The sequence below is a fragment of the Paenibacillus sp. FSL P4-0113 genome, from assembly GCF_038009305.1.
GTDB classification, from domain to species: Bacteria; Bacillota; Bacilli; order Paenibacillales; family Paenibacillaceae; genus Paenibacillus; species Paenibacillus polymyxa_D.
On the sequence record NZ_JBBPAZ010000001.1, the window covers coordinates 1470737 to 1491145 of the forward strand.

The window sequence follows — 20409 nt, forward strand, 5'->3', positions numbered from 1 at the left end:
TCCTTCCCTGTGCTACTTATTTCCTCACATCTATTCGTAACGCATTATTTGCTCAGGACCGGCATGGATTCGGATGTGAAATTGATCGTTTCCAGCATTCTTAGCAAAGCGCGTACTGTATCCAGTGAGGTCATGCAGACAATGCCATTCTCAACTGCTTCGCGGCGGATACGGAATCCATCACGCTCTGGCGTTTTGCCTTTGGTCAACGTATTGAAGACAAAGTTGGCTTCACCCGTGCGAATCATATCCAGGATGTTCGGATTACCTTCGCTCAGTTTGTTGATCGTGTTCACTGGAATATTGGCCTGCTTCATAGCAGCCGCCGTTCCACCTGTTGCAATAATTTTATAGCCCAGTCTGTAAAAGCCCTGCATCAACTCGACAGCTTCTTCTTTGTCCTTATCTGCCACTGTAATGATGATCGCCCCAGTGGATGGAATTTTCATACCAGCTCCCACAAGTCCTTTGTACAGTGCTTTGGCATACTGAATATCGCGTCCCATAACTTCACCTGTCGATTTCATTTCCGGGCCCAGCGTCGGCTCTACACGACGCAGTTTGGCAAAGGAGAATACCGGAACCTTAACCGAGACATAATTACTTTCAGGCCATAGACCTTCTGAATAACCTGCATCTTTAAGCTTACCGCCCAAAATAGCCTGTGTAGCCAGATTCGCCATTGGGATATTTGTTACTTTACTCAAGAAAGGAACTGTCCGCGAGGAGCGAGGATTAACCTCGATCACGTACACCTCGTCTTGATGAATAACAAACTGGATATTTACCAGACCGATCGTTTTCAATTCCTTAGCGATGCTGATTGTAATTTCCACAATTTTTTGTTTCAACTCGGCAGACAAGTGCTGTGGTGGATACACCGCGATAGAATCACCTGAGTGAACCCCGGCCCGTTCTACATGCTCCATAATGCCTGGTACCAATACTGTCTCGCCGTCGCAGATGGCGTCAACCTCAACTTCTTTACCCAACATATAACGGTCGATGAGCACCGGGTGCTCTGGATTGATTTTAACCGCTTCTTCCATGTACCGCAGCAATTCCGTATCTGAGTACACGATTTCCATAGCGCGTCCGCCCAGAACGTAGGATGGACGTACCAGAACCGGATAGCCCAGCGCCTGTGCGGTTCCTACTGCTTCATCAACTGATGTGACCGTGTTGCCTTTAGGCTGTGCGATAGCCAGACGAGACAAAAGTTGCTCAAACTTCTTCCGGTCTTCCGCTTCATCGATACTTTCCAGACTCGTACCCAAAATATTCACGCCTGCCGCACTCAGTGGAGCTGCGAGATTAATGGCCGTTTGACCCCCGAACTGGACGATAACCCCAATCGGTTTTTCCTGCTCGATAACATTCATTACATCTTCGAAGAAGAGCGGTTCAAAGTAGAGGCGGTCGGATGTGTTAAAGTCCGTAGATACCGTCTCCGGGTTGTTATTGATAATCACTGCTTCGTAGCCCGCTTTTTGAATAGCCCATACCGCATGTACGGTGGAGTAATCAAATTCAATCCCTTGCCCGATCCGAATCGGTCCGGAACCGAGTACGATAACTTTCTCTTTGCTAGATGGAATCACTTCATTTTCCACCTCGTAAGAGGAGTAGTAGTACGGAGTTGTGGCTTCAAACTCGGCTGCGCACGTATCTACCATTTTGTAGACCGGACGCAGGTTTTGAGCTAGACGGAATTCACGTACCTCACGCTCGGTTGTCATACTGTCGTTTTGGCCCATACTGCGAATCTCGGCGATAGAGCGGTCGGTAAAGCCTTTACGTTTGGCCTGATAGAGTGTTTCGTAGGTCAGCTCAGATTCTCCAGCGATAATGGCTTCGAACTTGATGATTCCCTCTACCTTATCGAGGAACCACCAGTCAATTTTTGTCAAATCTTGAATCTCCTGCTGCTGCCAGCCGCGACGGAACGCCTCAGCTACCAAGAACAACCGCTCATCATCTGCTTTAATCAGACGATCCTTGAGCACGTCATCAGACAGCTGATCGGCTCCCTTAAGATGCAGACGGTGTACACCGATTTCCAAAGACCGTACCGCTTTCTGGATGGACTCTTCGAATGTGCGTCCGATGGCCATGACTTCACCCGTTGCTTTCATTTGCGTGCCCAGCTTGCGGTTGGCAGAAATGAATTTGTCAAATGGCCAGCGTGGTATTTTGCTTACGATGTAATCCAATGTTGGCTCAAAGCAAGCATACGTCTGTCCCGTTACCGGATTCACAATTTCATCCAACGTGTAGCCGAGTGCAATTTTAGCAGCCATTTTAGCAATCGGATATCCGGTTGCCTTGGAGGCCAGTGCCGAGGAGCGACTTACGCGTGGGTTTACTTCAATGACATAGTATTGATAGCTGTGCGGATCAAGCGCAAACTGTACATTACAGCCGCCTTCGATATTGAGGGCGCGGATAATTTTCAGAGAAGCAGAGCGCAGCATCTGGTATTCGCGATCTGACAGCGTCTGACTCGGAGCTACGACGATACTGTCGCCAGTATGCACGCCGACTGGATCAAAGTTCTCCATATTACAGACAACGATGCAGTTATCATTGCCGTCACGCATGACCTCATACTCGACTTCCTTCATGCCTGCAATACTTTTTTCCACCAAACATTGTCCGATTGGACTGTATCTCAAGCCAGAGCTGACGGTTTCACGCAGTTCTTCTTCTGTGGAGCAGATACCGCCACCTGTTCCCCCTAGCGTATAAGCCGGGCGAACGATAATTGGATAACCGATTTCGTTAGCAAATTCTAAAGATTCTTCCAAGGTTGTTACAATGACACTCTCTGGTACAGGTTGTTCCAACTCGCGCATCAAATCACGGAACAGATCACGATCCTCGGCTTTTTCTATCGAATTCAGTTGAGTTCCCAGTAGCTTAACGTTTTCACGCTCCAGCACTCCGGCGCGAGCCAGTTCCACTGCCATATTCAGACCTGTCTGTCCTCCCAGCGTAGGAAGCAGACCATCTGGACGCTCTTGACGGATAATCTGTGTTACAAAATCAAGTGTAATCGGCTCGATGTATACTTTGTCTGCCATGTTGGTGTCTGTCATGATGGTTGCCGGATTACTGTTGATCAGTACTACCTCGACGCCTTCTTCTTTGAGCGCTTGGCAAGCTTGTGTACCAGCGTAATCAAATTCTGCTGCCTGACCAATGACGATAGGACCGGAACCGATCACGAGTATTTTTTTAAGTTCTGTATTTTTCGGCATATTAGCGCTCTCCTCTCACTGCGGCGGCGATAGCAGCCTGACGCGGTTGCTTTGGATGATTTCTTTTGTGCTCACGGATCATGTCCAGAAAGCGATCAAACAGATAGCCATTATCGTAAGGTCCTGGTGCAGCCTCTGGATGATATTGCACCGAAAACGCGGGATACTTGGTATGTTTTAGACCTTCAATCGTTTTATCGTTGTTATTAATATGTGTCACTTCAAGCTCAGTCCCTTGGATCGAATCCTCATTCACCGTGTAGCCGTGATTTTGTGATGTGATAAAGCAGCGTCCGCTCTCCAGTTCTTTCACCGGATGGTTACCACCGCGATGTCCGAATTTCAGCTTTTCCGTATCCGCTCCCGAAGCTAAAGCGAACAACTGGTGTCCCAAGCAAATTCCGAAAATCGGATATTCCCCTAACAATTCAGCTACCGTACGAACGGCATAGGGTACGTCTTTTGGATCTCCAGGGCCGTTAGACAGCTGGATACCGTCTGGGTCCAAGCGACGAATTTCCTCAGCCGTCGTATCATGTGGAACGACAACTACATCGCAGTCCCGTTTATTCAGTTCGCGCAAAATGCCGCTTTTTGCACCGTAGTCAATCAATACGATCCGCTCTCCGTTGCCAGGACTGCTGTACGGATGAGGTGTGGAAGTCATAGGAACCTGATTGCGCAGTTCTTCAATGGTCAAGTCAGACATCATTTCTTTCAGTTCTTCCAGCGGCTGGGAACCAGTCGTCAAAATGCCCTTCATCGTACCGTGATGGCGAATAATCCGGGTAAGCATGCGGGTGTCGATGTCGCTAATGCCAATGATGCCATATTCCTTCAGCAAATCGCCCACGCTGTATTGAGCACGCCAGTTACTTGGCGCTGGCTCGTAATGTCTAACAGCAAAGCCATGGACATAAGGCCGTACCGATTCAAAGTCATCACGAGTAATTCCATAGTTGCCAATCAGCGGGTAAGTCATCGTTACGATTTGTCCGCAGTAAGAGGGATCAGTAAGCACCTCTTGATAGCCTGTAATCCCTGTGTTGAAAACGACCTCGCCTGTTTTATCACCTTCCGCACCAAATGATGTGCCTGTAAACAGCGTGCCGTCCTGAAGTAACAATCTTGCCTGCATCCCGTCTCACTCCTCTATATTGTTTCCTGCTATAAGGTTCTATTTTTTTAGTGGTTTCTATTTATTTTGCTTCGTCAGCAGACCATACCAGTTTGCCATCTACCCAAGTTTTCACAGGCCAGCCTTTGAGCTTCCAGCCTGTAAAAGGAGTGTTGCGTCCTTTGCTGGCAAACGTTTGCGGATCAACTGCCTGCTCCTGCTCCAGATCAATCATGGTCAGGTCAGCTGGAGCCCCTTCTTCCAGGCGTCCCGTATCAAGGCGGAAGACACGCGCTGGATCAGCAGTCATACGACGCACCAGAAAGTCCAGCGTCCACTGTCCGGTAGCTACGAATTTCGTGTACAACAGCGGGAAGGCCGTCTCAAATCCAACGATCCCGAATGGCGCCAGCTCCATCCCCCTTGCCTTCTCTTCCTCACTGTGCGCTGCATGGTCGGTTACGACGATGTCAATCGTACCGTCTTCCAGTCCCTCGATGCATGCCTGCACATCACGCGGGGAGCGTAGCGGAGGATTCATTTTCCAGTTCGCATCCAGCCCAGGGATATCCTCATCTGACAATACCAAGTGGTGCGGGCATACCTCAGCCGTTACCTTGATGCCAAAAGATTTCGCATGGCGGATTAACCGCACTGACTGCTCCGTGCTGACATGGCATACATGATAGTGTGCCCCGGTTGCCTCGGATAGTAAAATGTCCCGTCCGACGTGAATCGCTTCAGATTCGTTCGGAATGCCTTTAAGCCCGTGGCGCTTGGCAAATTCGCCGTCCGTCACTGCCGCTCCTTCAACAAGTGTGTTATCCTCACAGTGTGCAATAACCGGCATATCCAGTGCTTTGGCCCGCGTCATGGCGTCCTTCATCATTTGCGCGCTTTGCACCCCGACACCATCGTCAGTAAAGCCGATGGCACCTGCTGCTTTGAGCGCTTCAAAATCTGTCAGCTCACGACCCAGTTCGTTTTTCGTGATGGCTGCGTAAGGAAGAACCTTGGCTAGCCCCGCTTCCTGTCCCTTTTTCAATACCAGCTGAACTGTGTCCACATTGTCCGTCACTGGACGTGTATTTGGCATGCAGGCAATCGTCGTAAATCCGCCTTTAACCGCCGCGCGGCTACCCGTTTCAATCGTTTCTTTATATTCAAAGCCGGGTTCTCTCAGATGCACATGCATGTCGATTAAACCGGGGATGACCAGCTTCCCCTGGGCGTCAACTTTCTCGACTTCGCGCTCCTGCCCAGATGCGCCTTCTTCCATAAGTAGGCTGATTCCAGCATCCGCACTTGCGATAGCCAAAATCTTTCCGTCGGCGATTAGGATGGATTTCAATTCAGCCTCGCCCTGCTCGTTCAATACGCTTGCATTCATAATTAATTGTTTCATCTGAAATATTCCTCCGCTCAGTTTTTTGCAACTTTTCCCTACGATCCTACTGACAGCTTCTACAGCTTCATTGCCCGTTCCATAACCGCCATGCGGATCGGAACCCCGTTTGCCATTTGAGGAAAAATTCGCGATTGTTCGCTTTCCACAACTGCACTATCAATTTCCACATTCCGATTCACTGGAGCTGGATGCATGATAATCGTTCCGGGCTTCAGATTCGCTGCTCTTTTCTCTGTCAAACCGTACTGCTCTCGGTATTCATCCGCTGAGCGCAACATCCCTTCGGCATGCCGTTCCAGCTGTACCCGAAGCATCATGACCACGTCCGCTTGTAGTGCCTCTTGCATCGGAACATAAGGCGCGTAGGCCGCAAGATCAGGTGCTTGCATATTATCAGGAGCGCAGAAGCTTACCTTGGCTCCGAATTTTTGCAAGGCCCACAGATTCGAGCGAGCGACACGGCTGTGCAGAATATCTCCTATGATGGACACTCTCAAGCCTTTAAGCTCACCGAAAGTTTTGCGCATGGTGTACAGGTCCAGCAGAGCCTGCGTTGGATGCTCATTGTTGCCGTCCCCCGCATTAACCAGTGGGACACTGACCTTCTCAGCGAGCTCTTGCAGCACTCCGGCTGGCTTTAACCGGATGACTCCTGCATCAATGCCCATGGATTCGAGCGTACGTACTGTATCGTAAATGGACTCCCCTTTTTCCACACTGGAAGCCGCAGCGGAAAAGTTCAAAACCTGAGCGCCCAGCCGCTTCTCTGCCATTTCAAAAGAAAAGCGGGTACGAGTGCTGTTTTCAAAAAACATGTTGGCCGCAAAGCGTGATTGCAGTACTGGAACCAGTTTTTCTGGTTGAGATTCCCAATAATGAGCGCGATCCAGAATGGACTCGATTTCATTTCGGCTGAGTTCCTTTAACCCGAGTAGGCTACGTTCTTTAAGTTGACTGGCTGTGGTGATCATAGCTGTTCCCCCCGGTTCTGAATGATTGTCACTTCGTCCTTACCGTCCGTCTCTTGAAGGGCTACTACGATTTCCTCAGATTTGGAGGTCGGGATGTTCTTGCCGATGTAATCCGGACGAATCGGAAGCTCACGGTGTCCGCGATCCGCTAGTACTGCCAGCTGAATCATTTGCGGTCGTCCGCAGTGCATCAATGCATCCATCGCCGCGCGGATGGTGCGGCCTGTGTACAGCACATCGTCAAAGAGAATGACTTTCTTATCATGAACCGATACGTCAGCAGGATTCATCAAAAGCTCTTTTCCATTTCCTTTAGCTTCGGCTACGCTGTTCCGGTCATCCCGGTAGGCTGTGACGTCCAGCTCTCCCCATGGAATTGGTGCGCCTTCAATCTCAGCAATTTTTTCAGCCAGGCGTTGCGCCAGATGAACTCCGCGTGTTCGAATACCTACTAGCACACAATCGTCAATACCTTTGTTTTTCTCCAAAATTTCATGTGCAATCCGTGTCAATGCCCGACGAATCGCAATTTCATCCATCAGTACATGTGTTTCATTACTCATGCTTCCAGCCTCCTCAGGTGATGTTCCCTTCAGACCTGGTCCCGTGTTCGGATACAAAAAAGACTCCTTGCCCAAGTTTGGCAAGGAGTCTCGTGTGAACAGTCTTCTACTGTTCTCCGATCTCTCGGACACACTGAAGACATACCGCCGCAGCGGATGCACTGATCAGTGATCCATTCACGTTACCTTGCCAGCCTCACGGGACTGATTTAAAGGTGCTATTCAGGATTTCCTTTGTCCTGCTTCTCATAGTGTGAGATGGTTAGCCATCTCTTGGACAAAGTTCATCGCAACTACAAGAAGTATGACAGATTGAAAATCGTGTGTCAACACCCGTTCAACCGGAACCACCGGAAGCACTCTAATAATTATACAATGTCATTGTATAATTATCCATAGTTGTTTTTACCCATGCCTTGTCTCACAATAAAAAAACCGCCATTTAGGCGGTTTAACTTAATAATTTATTCAGGTTTGTGAATAGGAATGCAAATCACCATTGTTTTAACGACTACGCAAGGATGCTAACACATCCTCCATATCAGGAGGAATCGGTCTGCTGAATTCCATGTATTCTCCAGTGGATGGGTGCTTAAAGCCCAGTACCGCCGCATGCAGCGCCTGACCATCCATACGAACCCCTTTGCTGCGCCCATACATAGGGTCACCAACCAATGGGTGTCCAATAAATTTCATGTGAACACGAATTTGATGTGTTCGTCCTGTTTCCAATTGAAGTTCAAGGAGGGTATAATCCCCCAATCGTTCAATGACGAGAAAATGGGTGACGGCATGCTTGCTGTTACGTTCCGTCACTGTAAACAATTTGCGATCACCCGAATCACGGCCAATCGGAGCATCTACCGTTCCCTGATCGTGGCTCAAATGACCGTGAACTAAGGCTATATATTTCCGAGTCACACTATGATCCTTAAGCTGTGCTGCAAGTGATGCGTGAGCCTGATCATTTTTAGCCGCCATCAGCAGTCCTGATGTATCCTTATCAATACGGTGAACAATACCAGGACGTAATTCCCCGTTAATGCCCGAAAGATCGTGACAGTGGTACATCAGTGCGTTAACTAATGTTCCCGAAGAGTGTCCCGGTGCAGGATGCACGACCAGACCACGTTGCTTGTTAATAACAATAACGTCCGAGTCCTCGTAAACGACATCCAACGGAATATTCTCTGGAACAATATCTACACTTTCTGCTTCCGGTACTGATAATACAATCCGGTCTCCTTCAGCCAGCTTGTAGTTCGCCTTAATTGTCGTACCGTTCACCAGCACACGACCATTTCCGATCCACAGCTGTATCTGAGAACGAGACACTTCCTTCATTTCTTCGGCGATATATTTGTCAATACGCGTTTTGGCATCCCCGGAAGCCGCTGTCCATTCCAGAGATTCACCCTCCAGTTCGTCCTCATAAGACAGACCTGCGGCTTCGCCATTTTCATTCACTTCGCTCATGCTATGACTTCCCTTCGATGCTATCATTGCCATTGCCATTTCCCTTTTCCCGACGCGATTCCAGCAATGTATCCAAAATAATCAATGCTACACCGATGACAATTGCCGAATCTGCCACATTAAAAATGGGGAACGTATAGCTTCCAAAATTAAATTGCGCAAAATCAACCACTTCCCCTGAAATAGCCCGATCCAGAAAGTTACCGACTGCTCCTCCCAGCACTAAACTTAGCGCAACAGGAAGTAGCTTTTGTCCAGCCTTAACTGTTTTTCGCAGATACCAGACGATACCGATCACCACTACAATTGTAATCACGATAAAAAGCCAACGTTGACCTTCCAAAATCCCAAAAGCGGCTCCACGATTACGATGGGAGGTGATTAAAAAGAAATTGCCGATGACTGGTATTTGTTCGTACAATTCCATTCGTGTAGCCACCAAATATTTGACTCCCTGATCAATCAAAAAAATTATTAGCGCAATACCAAAATAAATCACAGTCCTTCGTCACTCCGATCCGCTTATATCCGTTGTTGAACCCATTTATTGTAGCATAAGCGTTCTCAGATCGTCCACGAAACCCGCAAGCTATCAAGCACAGACCATCCATAAAATGAACTCCTTCGCATTTGATTAGAATTTCCTATGTAAAAGAGGTCTTCCCGGTGCAAACTACAAGGAGCATACTCGACACAACGCATACGCATGAAACCTAGAACAAGGAGAGGATTCCATGTCCCCATTGACGGAGCAACAATTGCAGGGCCTGCGTAACGAACTGCTGGAACGCAAAAAGGAAATTGAGCATCGCTTGCAAAACAACGACCATTACGGACTCGGTGATTCACAGCGCGATCAAACCGGTGAGCTTTCTCCCATTGATAACCATCCAGGCGATCTGGCTACCGAAACCTACGAGCGAGCCAAAGATATTTCCTTATTGGAGCATGATGAGTTTCAATTGGAACGTATCAAATCAGCCTTGATGGCAATGGACAAGGGGACCTATGGCATTTGCGCCGCCAGCGGTAAACCTATTCCCTATGAACGGCTACTGGCTGTTCCCTATACCATTTACTGCAAAGAGTACAGTCCCGAAACAGAAGTGTCTAACCGCCGCCCAGTGGAGGAAGAATTTCTCGCTCCCTCGTTCGGCAGAACGAGTCTGGATGAGCGTGATGATCAAAATGGCTTCGACGGTGAAGATGCCTGGCAGATCGTCGAAAATTGGGGTACATCTAACACCCCAGCCATGGCCGAAAGCGGAGAAATCCACAGTTATGATGATATGGGAATTGAAGCAGGCGACGATAATATGGGCTTCGTAGAACCATACGAAAGCTTTGTTGCTACTGACATTTATGGACAAAATGTATCTGTTATTCGCAGCTCCATTTATCAGCGTTATATCGAAGATGGCGAGGGCGAAGGTCTACTGGAGCCGGATACGCACGAAGACGAATCGTGAACTTCAAGGTGGAAATCGCTTCCTAATAGGTAGTAAGCTCCAATTGTCGTTGTACGATCCGTACAATATCAGCGATATAATCACCGATAATCGGCAAATTCAACGCTCCGAGCACTTGCAGCACATAAATAATGGTAGCGGCAAAAAAAGTAAAACCTAGCGCAATGCCGATTCCCCGGGAAACGCCTGATATTAGATTTAGCCAGAGCAATCGCCAAGGCTTATTCAACAGCAAAGCGTAATCTGCAATACGTGTCCGTTCCATCTGCTCTGAGACAGCACGTATCAGCTTTTCAACACGACTTAATCGCTCTGTCTGATTACCTATTTTGCTTTTATCTGTGGCTATGGCAGCTCCTTCTCCGTTCATCCCTCGGAGACTCCTCTTCTGTCTACGCCTTGATCGTGCCGTCATGTGCACAATCCCCCTTTTCCCATGGCTGCCCTGAACGCAGCAAACGAGCCGAAGCACGTAACGGAGAAAACCCGTTTCCGATGCTTAGGCTCGTTTTTATATGCTGCCTGTTATTGTATTATGGGACAGGGGGCTTGTAATTATTCCCCAATATGAACGCCGATGGTTTTACCGTTCACTTCCACATGTTCTGCCGGTTCGGCTTGACCAAATGTCACAGTCGTAACCAATACGTTCTCACGCAACACAGTGTCAAAGCTTGCGATGGCCTGGCGCAGCTCGTTATCTACATCCAACGTCAATGCCACATACTTTTCAATCGGCAGATCCAGTTTTTTACGGTAATCCTGTACCGCACGAACCACTTCACGTACCCAGCCCTCTTGCTCCAGCTCCGGTGTAATGTCCGTGTTCAACGCTACCGTTAAGCCATAACCGGAAGCAGAAGCGAAGCCTTCTTTCGCTTTTTTCTCTACCAGCAATTCTTCAGCTGTAACTTGTAGCTCTTCACCTTCTGGAGAAGCGACATTTAACATTCCCTGTTCTACAACAGTACGGGTATCCTCAGCAGACATTCCTTTGAAAAAGTTTTGTAGGAAACCGACATTTTTGCCGTATTTCTTGCCTGCTACTTTCAAATTCAGTTTCAGTGTAAAATCTACAAAGCCGCTATCGTCCGTCTCAACATGAATATGCTTCACGTTAATCTCATCTTTGATGATCTCCTCATAGCCACTCAGTTCAAAATCTTGATCCATGGATAGAATCAACTCGGACAACGGTTGACGCGTTTTCAAACCCGTTTCGTTGCGGACGTTACGCGCCAATTCAACGACACGACGTGCCGTTTCCATATCTCGTTCCAATTCCAGATCGATCAAGGATTCATTGGCAGTCGGATAATCATCCAGATGAACACTTTCCCCGTTACTCAGGTTGAGGTAAATATCCTCTGCAAGCAGTGGTGTAAACGGCGCAAGCAGTTTGGCAGTCGTTAACAGCACTTCAGTCAGTGTACGGTATGCATCCAGCTTATCTTCTGTAAGACCATTGCCCCAGAATCGGTCGCGTGAACGACGGATATACCAGTTGCTCAGCTCATCCACAAACGACTCAATTGCTTTGGATGAGTTCAGGAAGTCATTTACAGCCAGCGCTTTGTCCACTACCAAAATCAGGCTGTTCAGACGGGACAAAATCCAGCGATCCAACTTATGAGCCGATGGTTTGAACGGGTGCTGTGCCGGATCAAATCCGTCGATATCCGCATATAAGGTCAGAAAAGCATGTGTATTCACAAGCGTATCTACCAGCTTCGATTTAGCCTCACCTACGATTCCTTTGGAAAAACGTTTGCTATTCCATGGTGCACTATCGGACAACAATGCCCAGCGGAAAGCATCTGTACCATACTCGTCAATCACTTCCCACGGATCAATAACATTACCCTTTGATTTGGACATTTTCTGCCCTTGCTCATCCAGTACATGGCCTGTCGCCATGACAGCTTTATAAGGAGCTTTGCCAGTCAGCATAGTCGAAACCGCAAGCAAGCTATAGAACCAGCCACGAGTTTGGTCAATCCCTTCACAGATCATATCTGCCGGAAATTGTTGCTCGAACGTTTCATTATTTTCAAAAGGATAATGATGCTGTGCAAACGGCATGGAGCCGCTATCAAACCATACGTCGATCACTTCCGGTGTACGAGTCATTTCGTATTTACCGCATTGGCTACGAACCTTAATATCATCTACATATGGTTTGTGCAGCTCGATGTCCGCTGGTACGTCGCCAATCGCACGTTCCCTCAATTCAGCAATACTATGCGGAGCAAACTGTTCTCCAGTTTCCTCACAAACCCAGATGTTTAGCGGTGTACCCCAATAGCGATCACGACTGATGTTCCAATCCACCAGTTCCTCCAAAAACTTGCCAAAACGTCCTTCACGTACATGACCCGGATACCATTCGACTTCGCTGTTGTTGGCAATCAGTTGATCCTTGATCGCAGTTGTTTTGATAAACCAACTGTCCATAGCATAGTACAATAATGGAGTATCGCAACGCCAGCAGAACGGATAGCTATGCTCGTATTTTTCCTTGCTGTACAGCAGGCCTTTTTCGGACAGCATTTTTACAATATCTACATCACAGTCTTTCACAAAACGACCTGCAAAATCAGTGATTTCCTCTACATAGTTACCTTGAAGATCCACCACGTTGATGAACTCAACACCATTTTCACGACATACCCGGTAATCATCTTCACCATGCGCTGGAGCCATATGAACGATACCTGTACCGCTGGAATCTGTTACAAACTTCGCACCCAGAATCTGATTACCCTTCTCAGCCTGAAAATACGTAAATGGCGGGGTATAGGTTTGGCCAACCAGTTCTGAACCAGATAGCGTGCCAATTACTTCATGCTCGCCTTTAATGACGTCTTCAACCAGATTTTTAGCAACGATGTATACACCGTCTTCCTGCTTCACACGTGCATATTCCAGTTCAGGGTTGACGGCAAGCGCCACGTGACTCGGCAAGGTCCAAGGTGTTGTCGTCCAAGCCAGTACATATTCACCACTGCTATGCAGCTTGAATTTGGCCGTGGCACTCAGATCCTTTACATCTTTGTAGCCCTGCGCTACTTCATGAGAACTTAGCGTTGTCTGACAATCCGGACAATACGGACTCACACGATGACCACGATACAGCAGATCTTTTTCATGAATGGTCGCCAAAATGTTCCATACGCTCTCGATATAGTTATTATCCAATGTAATGTACGGGTTATCGAGGTCTGTCCAGTATCCGATCGCTTCGGTTAGATCACGCCATTGTTGCTCGTATTCAAACACGCTCGCCTTACATTTTTTTATAAACTTTTCAACGCCGTATTCTTCAATTTCAGGTTTATGGGAGATCCCCAGTTGCTTCTGTACACCTAATTCTACCGGCAAGCCATGCGTGTCCCAGCCTGCCTTACGTACGACGCGGTATCCCTTCATTGTCTGATAGCGGCCCACAAAATCCTTAATTACACGGCCCAGCACGTGACCGATATGCGGTTTACCGTTAGCTGTTGGTGGGCCCTCATAGAACACAAAATTTGGCTTTCCTTCACGATTTGTAATGGATTTACGGAATGTGTCCTCCTGCTTCCATTTGCTCAGGATGCGCAGGTCACGGGACCGTGCTTTTTCTTTAACATCCACTCTGTTCATACTGTCATACTCCCTCTCTGCTCATCATTGATTTCCCTAGCATTTCCTAAAAAAAGCAACAAAAAAGCCCCATCCCTGTAAAGGGACGAGACTGTGCTCGCGTTACCACCCTGATTCCGTAAAAATAGACCATTCTAAAAATACAGTCTCATCACGGCTCTCTGAGCCCCACTCAACTACAGCAGGGCGCCATTATAACGCATGGCAAACGGTGATTGCTTACACACGCCATACATCTTAAGCGCTTCAGCTCACTTCTCCGGGAGGATCTTCGGTCATGTTCTGAACGTTGGCTTGCACCGGAAGGCCAACTCTCTGAGGGACAAATCATGACGTACTCGTTCCCATCAACGAATTAAACATGTTAAATTCATCGAATATTAAACAGCAACATCGTTACCTTGAATAACAACCATCAGCCGACGGACGGATAATCATTGAATTCAGTATAGTATTTACAGTTATAGCCTGTTTAAAGTGAAAAGTCAACCCTAACAACGTCTAATAAAAGCTTGTCAGAAATGAAATTAATAAATTTCCTTCATCTCACGCTCGCGCTCCAGTACTTCGCGTTCCCGGTTTTCAAGAGCTTCCCAGCCGTCTTGGCTTAACAAGTCAAGCTGTGCTTCCACCAGTGTACGAAACCGTGCTCGGTAAATCGATGCCTGCTTCTTCAGCTCTTCAACCTCCAACGCGATCTTGCGGGATTTGGACAATGCTTCGTTCACAATACGGTCCGCATTTTTTTCCGCTTCCTTCACGATCAGTTGGGATTCTTTCTTGGCGTTGTTACGAACTTCATCTGCGGCTTCCTGCGCTACGATAATCGTCTTACTCAGCGTATCCTCAATGGTCGCGAAATGATCGAGCTTCTCCTGTACGTTCAACAACTCGGTGCTCAGTTCTTTATTTTCACGAATAACGCCCTCGTAATCTTTGATCACCTGATCCAAAAATTCATTAACCTGATCCTCATCATAACCGCGAAGCCGGCGGGCAAATTCCTTGTTATGTATATCCAATGGCGTTAATGGCATGCCGTCCACCTCCTATAAGATTGACAAAAATACATTTTCCGCGTCACGACGCTCACTATCATCTATCGGTCATCATACCCCGTTTTGTGAATACTGTACAGAGCAAAATCGTTCCAGTTCTTCGCTATAGCTTAATTCTTTCGACAGAAAGCTCGTGATTCCTGCCTACAGCTATACAAACTTACCAATTTTGACACGGAATCTTCCCTTTTTTGTCATCCCGTCTGTTTCAAGCACTTTGAAACGCCCAAAACCCTGCATGGAAATAACGTCTCCAGCTTTAAGTGGAGTGGATGGATTCTCCTCCACCTTCCAATTTACCCTGCACCGTCCCGCCCGAATCGGTGTTAATATTTTACTGCGGCTTAGCTTGTACACATCGCTAGCAATACCGTCCAGACGCAAAGAAGCGACCGTCAGGTCTAGCGTCTCTAATGCAACTTCCTTCGTTCGCAGACTCGCTACAGGCAATAGTTCTGTCCATACATGAACACGGTGTACCTGCTGCAAATGCATCGTCATAAAATTACCGATCTCTGAAGCTACCAATACATGACACCCATCATCTAGTACATGAATATCTCCAATTTTCCCACGTTTGATTCCAAGTCCCAGTAGGGCACCTAGATAATCACCGTGCTCAAGGGTACCTATTTTAAGATCGTCAGATGTGATGGAAAGGACCTGAATCCCCATCTCCTCACCGTCCAAATACGAATAATCGGGCGCAATCAGCGCCCGCTTTCGTTCCGAAGCCATGTATCCGCCATCTACCCTAATCGTGACCTTGTCTTCCTTCGAAGCAAGTGTCTCCAATATGTACTGTTGGCGCGGGTCCAAGAAATCAGTCAGCTTCTGCTCATGATAAGCCCCCGCATGACTGATCCATTCGGAAGCACGATCCACATAATCCCGTTCATCCGGGTGAAAATGCTCATAAATCTCAGTTCGCATAACTCCTCCTAGACGAGCTTACCAATTAAAGAAATCAAACCGTACGACGCAAAACGCAGAGCAATCAGCGCAACGATAGGTGAAATATCAATCATCCCGAAGATTGGCGGTATAAACCTGCGAAAAGGAGACAAATACGGCTCCACAAACTTGGCTAGTAAATCACCAATCACACTCTCTCTGGCATTAGGAAGCCATGACAGTAGAACATATGCAATGATCATGTACGAATAAATCTGAAATAGCCAGTAAATTACCTCGATCAAGAAAAGTTCACCTCATTCTGTTAAGTTCTTGTTCAGTGTCAGCCAGTATTTCCGTAATAGAGCCTTGAATCTCAACCGTATCTGGTGTACACAGAAAAATATTATTCCCGACCTTGGAAATACCACCACCCAATGCATACACAGTACCACTCAAAAAATCAATAATGCGTAGCGCCTGATCCTTGCGAATTCGTTGCAAATTGACAACGACGGTGCGATGGGAACGGATATGGTCGGCAATTTCCTGTGCTTCATCATAAGAACGCGGCTCATACAGGACAACTTTCACATTTTTCTGTGAATGGATGCTGACAACATTAGTGCCCTTCTGGTTCTTACGTTTATCAAAGCTTGGGGTTTCAATTTCTTGATCTTCCGGCGTATTCATAACCTCTCGCTCTATAACTTCCTCTTCTTCCTGAAGCCCCAGAAAGTTCATGAACTTATTCATTACGCCCAATGGAAATCCTCCTCTCGTCCGACCAGTACGGAACCAAGCCGCAACCAGGTCGCTCCTTCTTCAACCGCCACTTCAAAATCATTGGACATCCCCATAGACAAGTGAACGATGGGTTCTCTGGTCAAGGCTTGTCCATTTAACCTATCCCGTAATTCACGCAATCCCCGAAATACAGGCCGAGTTTTTTCCGGGTCTTCCTCATGAGGAGCCATTGTCATCAAGCCAATCACGTCCACATGTTCCAGCTCGCGAATTTGTTCCAAAAAGGGGACAACCGCCTCAGAGGACAAGCCATATTTGGACATTTCCCCAGAAATATTGACTTGCACAAAAGCTTTAACTCGCAGTCCCAGAGCAGCTGCCTTCTTATCCAATTCCTGAGCGAGTGATAAGCGGTCAAGCGAATGTATAAATTTAAATTTTCCAATTACATCTTTAACCTTATTCGTTTGGAGATGACCAATAAAATGCCACGTTCCCCGGTCACCCAGCTTACTCCATTTATCCGCAGCATCCTGCCAGCGATTTTCGCCCACATGCTCTAAGTCGCTATCCAATACCGATGTCATTGTCGCCGCCGAAACATATTTCGTGACAGCGATCACATTTACTTCATCACGCGAACGTCCGCTTCGGGCACATGCCGCTTCTACACGGGCATTCACCTCTTTAATTCGTTCCTCCAAAGACACGGGAGGACTCACCTCTCTTCCAGACCAATCCAACTCGCCATTCTTCCTGTGACGCCGCCTTCTTTGCGATATGAAAAAAACAAATCGCTACGGCTACTCGTGCATAAGGTAGTACATTCGATATGGCTCGGCAATATTCCTGCTTTCATCATAATGTGTCGATTGCATTGTTTCAAGTCAAGTAGTGTTTTACCGTCGGCTAAGGGGAAGTAAACACAACCTTCCCATTTATCATTACCCGGGCAATCATGCTCCAAAACCCGAATTCGGTTCATCACGTGCTCATCCACCTCATAGGATTCAGAACCAATGGAAGGACCAATAGCTGCTAGTATATCTGACGGCTGAGATCCATATTCGTTTTGCATGGTCTGTACCATTTTCAATGCAATTTCCGCAACGGTTCCCTTCCAGCCTGCATGCGCCAGCCCAATCACACGGCGCACTGGATCACAAAAATATAAGGGTACACAGTCTGCATAAAAAGACGTCAGCAAAATGCCAGGTACATTCGTCAATAGTCCATCTGTGTCCTGAAAAGCGGATGCACGATCCAGAAAGCCCCGCCCGCGGTCAGCAGCCTTGACCACAGCAACATGATGACCATGAACCTGTTCACCGCACGTCCACGCTTCAGCAGCGAAACCAAGTTGCTCTGCAATGAGCCGCCGGTTACGAATGACTTTCTCGGGGTCATCCCCTACATGAAACGCACAGTTTAGACTAGCGTAGGGCACCTCACTGACACCACCATGACGACCTGTAAAACCCGCTGTTAATCCCTGAACCTGCCGCTCCCAAGATTGAATATATAACAACTTCGGTACGGGACGTCCGCCATCTTGCATTGGCATAGTCCCCGTAGCCTCGGTATTCACTATAAACGGTTCCATTTTGTTCTCACCTCTACTGCCCAGTGTACCAAAAAGCCGCCGCTGTGTCTTCACAACATACTAAATTACGTGTCCCTCTTGTTCAAAAGACCCGTCGGTCATTCCGCTCCTGACGTTCGATATACGGCTTTTCCTCCCTTTCATCCGGTGGCTCATGCAATCCCTCCAATCGAACAAGCACAACATCCGAACCAATTTTCACAATGTTGCGCCACGGAATAACCAATTCGCTTCCCCCTCCAAACCAGCCCATGAATCGACTGCTGCCCGGAACCACAATAGCTTCAATTTTCCCTTGTCGTACGTCAATCTCCAGATCACTGATTTGTCCAAGACGTCGCCCATCTACAATGTTAATGACATCCTTGGTTTGAAACTCGGAAATTTTCATGGCTCTTACTGACGTTTCCGGTGCACTCACACGCATCACATCCTTTAATTCACTATATGAGCGAAAGAGCCGAAAAAATGTCCTGTAAACGCAAAAACGATCCGCACCGGGATCGTTTTTGTCACTGAATCATTCAAGCATTCATTTCATTAGGACTTTACATGTTTTTGCATTTGCTGTATAGCCGACTTCTCTAATCTTGAAACCTGGGCTTGAGAGATACCGATTTCGTCGGCAACCTCCATTTGCGTCTTTCCTTCATAAAAACGCATAGACAATATCATCTTTTCACGCTGGCCCAGGCGATGCATCGCTTCCCGCAGAGCGATTTCCTCAATCCATGAGACGTCTTTATTTCTGTCATCACTGATCTGATCCATCACATAGATTGGGTCGCCCCCGTCGTGATATATCGGCTCGAACAGCGAAACCGGATCCTGAATTGCATCCAACGCGAACACAACATCTTCTTTAGGCACATTCAGTGCCTCTGAAATTTCAAAAATCGTTGGTTCCCGCGAGTTCAGATTCGTCAGACTGTCCCGCACCTGAAGCGCCTTATATGCAATATCCCGTAACGAACGGGATACACGGATCGGATTGTTATCCCGCAAATAACGGCGGATCTCTCCGATAATCATCGGCACCGCGTAAGTGGAGAACTTTACGTTTTGCGAAAGGTCAAAATTATCAATCGCCTTCATTAGGCCGATACATCCTACCTGAAACAAATCGTCCACAAACTCTCCCCGATTGTTAAATCGTTGAATCACACTCAGGACGAGTCGGAGATTGCCGTTGACCAATTTTTCTCTGGCTGATCGTTCATTATTTTGCTGAAGTGATGTGAACAACTCGCGCATTTCTGCATTGGTTAATACCGGCAGTTTGGCGGTATCCACACCGCAAATTTCCACTTTGTTTCGGGTCATCGTGTCTTACCTCCCAAGGAGCAACATTAATGTACATTATCTCCTGAGGGCATTTTTTTATTCGCCGTTTCCATCGCTTCCGGATATACCCATGCATTATACCATTTTATTAAATTCTTTTCGTAAGCGCTTTATTATTCGTTTTTCCAGACGCGAAATATACGATTGCGAGATACCCAACAGGTCAGCAACATCCTTCTGTGTCTTCTCTTCTCCGTCTTGTAAGCCGAAGCGCAGCTCCATAATCAAACGCTCTCGATCCGTCAACTTATCCAGTGCTTTATGCAATAATTTACGGTCTACCTGCTCTTCAATATTACGGTAAATGGTATCATTTTCCGTCCCCATCACATCGGAAAGCAACAACTCGTTACCGTCCCAATCAATATTCAGAGGCTCATCAAAAGAAACTTCCGTTCTTGTTTTACTATTGCGACGCAAATACATCAAAATCTCATTCTCAATGCATCGGGACGCATAGGTGGCAAGTTTGATTTTCTTCTCCGGATCAAAAGTGTTAACCGCTTTGATTAGTCCAATAGCACCGATGGATACGAGATCTTCAATGTTGATGCCCGTATTCTCAAATTTGCGGGCAATATATACGACTAACCGCAAATTTCTTTCGATTAGCATCGACCGTACTGCCGCATCTCCAGAAGAAAGTTTTCCCAGCAAATATTCTTCTTCGTCTCTCGTCAGCGGTGGGGGGAGCGCCTCGCTGCCGCCAATATAATAAATTTCTTCACTTTTCAGCCCAAGTAAAAATAAAATACGATAATATTGCAGTTGCAACGCTAGCCTAATTTTCATCTTCAATTTCATCTGTTCCCGCATATCATTCTCCCCCTTTTGAAAATAGTGCAATTCCTGCT

At 47.2% G+C, this 20409-nt stretch carries 19 protein-coding genes and 1 other annotated feature; of the genes, 1 reads left to right on the forward strand and 18 read right to left on the reverse strand.

Annotated features, from left to right (window positions below; all coding sequences use genetic code 11):
• Window positions 1-44 precede the first annotated feature (44 nt).
• From carB to lspA, 7 genes are all read right to left on the reverse strand, one after another.
• Window positions 45-3260 (reverse strand): carbamoyl-phosphate synthase large subunit, encoded by a 3216-nt coding sequence (gene carB, locus MKX46_RS06045; RefSeq protein WP_340932641.1) that lies wholly within the window; start codon window positions 3258-3260, stop codon window positions 45-47.
• Window position 3261: 1 nt separating this feature from the next.
• Window positions 3262-4398: a glutamine-hydrolyzing carbamoyl-phosphate synthase small subunit gene (gene carA / locus MKX46_RS06050; protein ID WP_069010289.1), complete on the reverse strand. Its 1137-nt coding sequence runs from the start codon at window positions 4396-4398 to the stop codon at window positions 3262-3264.
• A gap of 61 nt (window positions 4399-4459) precedes the next feature.
• Complete coding sequence (locus tag MKX46_RS06055) at window positions 4460-5782, reverse strand: dihydroorotase (protein ID WP_029517735.1); 1323 nt, start codon at window positions 5780-5782, stop codon at window positions 4460-4462.
• A gap of 59 nt (window positions 5783-5841) precedes the next feature.
• Window positions 5842-6756, reverse strand: coding sequence for an aspartate carbamoyltransferase catalytic subunit (locus MKX46_RS06060; RefSeq protein ID WP_023989427.1), 915 nt, complete (start codon window positions 6754-6756; stop codon window positions 5842-5844).
• The gene (gene pyrR, locus MKX46_RS06065; RefSeq protein ID WP_029517736.1) at window positions 6753-7319 is read right to left on the reverse strand and encodes a bifunctional pyr operon transcriptional regulator/uracil phosphoribosyltransferase PyrR; all 567 of its coding nucleotides are present in this window, start codon (window positions 7317-7319) and stop codon (window positions 6753-6755) included. The genes MKX46_RS06060 and pyrR overlap by 4 nt, the downstream gene beginning before the upstream one ends.
• A 504-nt stretch (window positions 7320-7823) precedes the next feature.
• Window positions 7824-8795 carry an RluA family pseudouridine synthase gene (locus MKX46_RS06070; RefSeq protein ID WP_029517737.1) on the reverse strand — a complete coding sequence of 324 codons (972 nt, stop codon included), beginning with the start codon at window positions 8793-8795 and terminating at the stop codon, window positions 7824-7826.
• Window position 8796: 1 nt separating this feature from the next.
• Window positions 8797-9294, reverse strand: a complete 498-nt coding sequence (gene lspA, locus MKX46_RS06075) for a signal peptidase II (RefSeq protein ID WP_029517738.1) — start codon at window positions 9292-9294, stop codon at window positions 8797-8799.
• A gap of 235 nt (window positions 9295-9529) precedes the next feature.
• Here lspA and MKX46_RS06080 point away from each other — a divergent pair, with 235 nt between their 5' ends.
• On the forward strand, window positions 9530-10264 hold the full coding sequence (locus tag MKX46_RS06080) for a TraR/DksA C4-type zinc finger protein (protein WP_029517739.1): 735 nt from the start codon (window positions 9530-9532) through the stop codon (window positions 10262-10264).
• A gap of 22 nt (window positions 10265-10286) precedes the next feature.
• Here the strand turns inward: MKX46_RS06080 and MKX46_RS06085 are convergent, their stop codons facing one another.
• The 11 genes from MKX46_RS06085 to sigE form a co-directional block, all read right to left on the reverse strand.
• Entirely contained in the window at window positions 10287-10634 is a 348-nt protein-coding gene (locus tag MKX46_RS06085) for a DUF5665 domain-containing protein (RefSeq protein WP_029517740.1), read from the reverse strand.
• A gap of 185 nt (window positions 10635-10819) precedes the next feature.
• Window positions 10820-13909 carry an isoleucine--tRNA ligase gene (gene ileS, locus MKX46_RS06090; protein WP_029517741.1) on the reverse strand — a complete coding sequence of 1030 codons (3090 nt, stop codon included), beginning with the start codon at window positions 13907-13909 and terminating at the stop codon, window positions 10820-10822.
• Window positions 13910-13987: 78 nt separating this feature from the next.
• Window positions 13988-14269 (reverse strand) — a binding site (T-box leader).
• 167 nt (window positions 14270-14436) lie between these two features.
• Complete coding sequence (locus tag MKX46_RS06095) at window positions 14437-14946, reverse strand: DivIVA domain-containing protein (RefSeq protein ID WP_023989434.1); 510 nt, start codon at window positions 14944-14946, stop codon at window positions 14437-14439.
• A gap of 171 nt (window positions 14947-15117) precedes the next feature.
• Window positions 15118-15900, reverse strand: coding sequence for a YlmH family RNA-binding protein (locus MKX46_RS06100; protein WP_029517742.1), 783 nt, complete (start codon window positions 15898-15900; stop codon window positions 15118-15120).
• An 8-nt stretch (window positions 15901-15908) separates the two neighbouring features.
• Window positions 15909-16166: a YggT family protein gene (locus MKX46_RS06105; protein ID WP_029517743.1), complete on the reverse strand. Its 258-nt coding sequence runs from the start codon at window positions 16164-16166 to the stop codon at window positions 15909-15911.
• Between the two features lie 7 nt (window positions 16167-16173).
• Window positions 16174-16626 (reverse strand): cell division protein SepF, encoded by a 453-nt coding sequence (locus MKX46_RS06110; RefSeq protein WP_013311078.1) that lies wholly within the window; start codon window positions 16624-16626, stop codon window positions 16174-16176.
• The gene (locus MKX46_RS06115; protein ID WP_029517744.1) at window positions 16617-17318 is read right to left on the reverse strand and encodes a YggS family pyridoxal phosphate-dependent enzyme; all 702 of its coding nucleotides are present in this window, start codon (window positions 17316-17318) and stop codon (window positions 16617-16619) included. The genes MKX46_RS06110 and MKX46_RS06115 overlap by 10 nt, the downstream gene beginning before the upstream one ends.
• 8 nt (window positions 17319-17326) lie before the next feature.
• Window positions 17327-18211: a peptidoglycan editing factor PgeF gene (pgeF, locus tag MKX46_RS06120; RefSeq protein WP_029517745.1), complete on the reverse strand. Its 885-nt coding sequence runs from the start codon at window positions 18209-18211 to the stop codon at window positions 17327-17329.
• A gap of 82 nt (window positions 18212-18293) precedes the next feature.
• Window positions 18294-18638: a YlmC/YmxH family sporulation protein gene (locus MKX46_RS06125; RefSeq protein WP_185156367.1), complete on the reverse strand. Its 345-nt coding sequence runs from the start codon at window positions 18636-18638 to the stop codon at window positions 18294-18296.
• Between the two features lie 113 nt (window positions 18639-18751).
• On the reverse strand, window positions 18752-19534 hold the full coding sequence (gene sigG / locus MKX46_RS06130; protein WP_007431182.1) for an RNA polymerase sporulation sigma factor SigG: 783 nt from the start codon (window positions 19532-19534) through the stop codon (window positions 18752-18754).
• 96 nt (window positions 19535-19630) lie between these two features.
• Complete coding sequence (sigE, locus tag MKX46_RS06135) at window positions 19631-20371, reverse strand: RNA polymerase sporulation sigma factor SigE (RefSeq protein ID WP_176715674.1); 741 nt, start codon at window positions 20369-20371, stop codon at window positions 19631-19633.
• Window positions 20372-20409 lie beyond the last annotated feature (38 nt).

Excerpts from the sequence above, each read along its gene's own strand:
- MKX46_RS06060 (WP_023989427.1), bottom strand. The coding sequence starts at position 6,756 with ATGATCACCACAGCCAGTCAACTTAAAGAACGTAGCCTACTCGGGTTA.
- MKX46_RS06100 (WP_029517742.1), bottom strand. The coding sequence starts at position 15,900 with ATGCGAACTGAGATTTATGAGCATTTTCACCCGGATGAACGGGATTAT.
- pgeF (WP_029517745.1), bottom strand. The coding sequence starts at position 18,211 with ATGGAACCGTTTATAGTGAATACCGAGGCTACGGGGACTATGCCAATG.
- MKX46_RS06055 (WP_029517735.1), bottom strand. The coding sequence starts at position 5,782 with ATGAAACAATTAATTATGAATGCAAGCGTATTGAACGAGCAGGGCGAG.
- pyrR (WP_029517736.1), bottom strand. The coding sequence starts at position 7,319 with ATGAGTAATGAAACACATGTACTGATGGATGAAATTGCGATTCGTCGG.
- ileS (WP_029517741.1), bottom strand. The coding sequence starts at position 13,909 with ATGAACAGAGTGGATGTTAAAGAAAAAGCACGGTCCCGTGACCTGCGC.
- MKX46_RS06080 (WP_029517739.1), top strand. The coding sequence starts at position 9,530 with ATGTCCCCATTGACGGAGCAACAATTGCAGGGCCTGCGTAACGAACTG.
- MKX46_RS06095 (WP_023989434.1), bottom strand. The coding sequence starts at position 14,946 with ATGCCATTAACGCCATTGGATATACATAACAAGGAATTTGCCCGCCGG.
- MKX46_RS06125 (WP_185156367.1), bottom strand. The coding sequence starts at position 18,638 with ATGCGTGTGAGTGCACCGGAAACGTCAGTAAGAGCCATGAAAATTTCC.
- sigG (WP_007431182.1), bottom strand. The coding sequence starts at position 19,534 with ATGACCCGAAACAAAGTGGAAATTTGCGGTGTGGATACCGCCAAACTG.
- carA (WP_069010289.1), bottom strand. The coding sequence starts at position 4,398 with ATGCAGGCAAGATTGTTACTTCAGGACGGCACGCTGTTTACAGGCACA.
- sigE (WP_176715674.1), bottom strand. The coding sequence starts at position 20,371 with ATGCGGGAACAGATGAAATTGAAGATGAAAATTAGGCTAGCGTTGCAA.
- MKX46_RS06085 (WP_029517740.1), bottom strand. The coding sequence starts at position 10,634 with ATGAACGGAGAAGGAGCTGCCATAGCCACAGATAAAAGCAAAATAGGT.
- MKX46_RS06070 (WP_029517737.1), bottom strand. The coding sequence starts at position 8,795 with ATGAGCGAAGTGAATGAAAATGGCGAAGCCGCAGGTCTGTCTTATGAG.
- carB (WP_340932641.1), bottom strand. The coding sequence starts at position 3,260 with ATGCCGAAAAATACAGAACTTAAAAAAATACTCGTGATCGGTTCCGGT.